This window comes from Shigella sp. FC1967 (genome assembly GCF_001743005.1).
Lineage (GTDB): Bacteria > Pseudomonadota > Gammaproteobacteria > Enterobacterales > Enterobacteriaceae > Proteus.
In genome coordinates this window covers 1-402 of record NZ_MIIZ01001314.1, presented here as the reverse complement: position 1 = coordinate 402, position 402 = coordinate 1, and the positions used below count along the sequence as shown (strand labels likewise).

Sequence of the window (402 nt, the reverse complement as noted above, 5' to 3'; positions counted from 1 at the left end):
TAACCTGAAGCTTAGAGGCTTTTCCTGGAAGCAGGGCATCAATTGCTTCACCACCTTAGTGGTTCGTCATCACACCTCAGCATTAAGTGACCGGATTTGCCTAATCACTCTGCCTACATGCTTGAACCGGGACGACCGTCGCCCGGACAACCTAGCCTTCTCCGTTCCCCCCATCGCAGTTACCACCAGTACGGGAATATTAACCCGTTTCCCCATCGACTACGCTTTTCAGCCTCGCCTTAGGGGTCGACTCACCCTGCCCCCGATTAACGTTGGACAGGAACCCTTGGTCTTCCGGCGTGCGGGTTTTTCACCCGCATTATCGTTACTTATGTCAGCATTCGCACTTCTGATACCTCCAGCATACCTCACAGTACACCTTCGCAGGCTTACAGAACGCTC

The 402-nt window shown here is 53.2% G+C and carries 1 rRNA gene; it reads right to left on the bottom strand.

The window, feature by feature from the left end:
• Positions 1 to 402, bottom strand: a 23S ribosomal RNA gene (locus tag BHE89_RS21575); the annotation flags it as partial.